The organism is Variovorax sp. 20P10.2.4 (assembly GCF_058244205.1).
The window spans coordinates 1-1,528 of the sequence record NZ_JBZAYE010001075.1 but is presented as its reverse complement, the minus strand read 5'-3'; the positions used below and the strand labels follow the sequence as shown (position 1 = coordinate 1,528).

1 protein-coding gene and 1 pseudogene are annotated in these 1,528 nt (G+C 71.9%); one reads left to right on the top strand and one right to left on the bottom strand.

Annotated features, from left to right (window positions below):
• Positions 1-1,197: efflux transporter outer membrane subunit (locus AC27VN_RS41200; RefSeq protein ID WP_490880473.1), on the top strand; the 1,197-nt coding region annotated here is incomplete at its 5' end.
• On the opposite strand, the pseudogene AC27VN_RS41195 reads toward AC27VN_RS41200, so the two are convergent.
• A pseudogene (locus AC27VN_RS41195) lies at positions 1,148-1,528 on the bottom strand (PA0069 family radical SAM protein); the annotation flags it as partial. The gene AC27VN_RS41200 and the pseudogene AC27VN_RS41195 sit on opposite strands and share 50 nt — an antisense overlap.

Below are 1,528 nucleotides of genomic sequence, written 5' to 3'. Positions count from 1 at the left end.
GCGCAGTACCCGCAGCTCGGCCTGGGCACGCGTGCCTCGCGGCTCAAGATCTCGGCCAACCGGCCGCTGACCAACTACAACACCGCCAATGCCTCGACGGTGCAGAACGACTTCGCGCTCTCGCTCAACGCCAGCTACGAGCTCGACCTCGCGGGCCGCGTGCAGCGCAGCGTTGAAGGCGCGAGCGCCTCGGCCGAGCAGTCGGCGGCCGACCTCGCCAACACGCGGCTGCTGCTGTCGGCCGACGTGGCGAGCAGCTATTTCAACCTGCGCTCCACCGACATCGAGCTCGACGTGCTGACGCGCTCGATCGCGCTGCAGCGGCGCGCGCTCGAGCTGGTGACGGCGCGGCACGACCTGGGCGCCGTCTCGGGCCTCGACGTGGCGCAGCAGCAGGCGCTGCTCGAGACCACGCTGACCCAGGTCGACGTGCTCAAGAAGCAGCGCGCGCAGTACGAGCATGCGCTCGCCACCCTGACCGGCACGCCCGCGCCCTCGTTCGCGCTGGCGACCGACCTGCGCGAGATCCGCCCGCCCGCGGTGCCGCTGGGCGTGCCCTCGGACGTGCTCGAGCGCCGGCCCGACGTGGCCTCGGCCGAGCGCGCGATGGCCGCGGCCAATGCGCAGATCGGCGTGGCGACCGCGGCCTTCTATCCGAGCATCCTGATCGCGCCCACGGTCGGCGTCGACAGCCGGCTCATCGAGTCGCTGTTCGATGCGCCCAGCCTGTTGTGGTCGGTGGGCGTGTCGGCCACGCAGGTGCTGTTCGACGGCGGCCGCGTGCGCGCGGGCGTGGACTTCGCGAAGGCCGGCTACGACGCCACCGTCGGCAACTACCGCCGCGTGGTGCTGACCGCGATGCAGGAAGTGCAGGACGGCATCGACGGCCTCGCGGCGCTCGAGCGCGCCACCGCCCAGGCGCAGTCGGCCGTGGCGGCCGCGCGGCGCGTGCTCGACATGGCGAACAGCCGCTACGAGGGCGGTGCCTCGACCTACCTCGACGTGATCACCGCGCAGCAGTCGCTGTTGACGGTGGAACGCCAGGCCGCGCAGCTGCAGGGCCAGCGGCTGCTGACCTCGGTGTTCCTCGTGAAGGCGCTGGGCGGCGACTGGTGCGGCGACGGCAACGCGGACGCCGCGCTCGCATCTAGAACAGGCTGCCCTGCCCCGGCGCGCCAGGTGGCCGAAAAGCGCTGAGGTCGAGCGCGATGCGCTCGCGGTTGAAGCCGATGCGCGCGGTCGCCTTCTCGAAGCGCTGGCGCAGCAGGTCGGCCCACAGGCCGGTGCCCTTCATGCGCGTGGCGAAGTCGGCGTCGTAGTCCTTGCCGCCGCGCACGTCGTGGATGCGCGCCATGATGCGGTCCGCGCGCTGCGGGTAGTGCAGCGCCAGCCACTGCTTGAACAGCGGCGCCACCTCCCAGGGCAGCCGGATCATGGTGTAGAAGGCGCTGCGCGCGCCGGCCTCCCAGGCCGCTTCGAGCACCTGCTCCATGTCTTCCGTCACGAACGGAATCTGCGGTGCCACGCT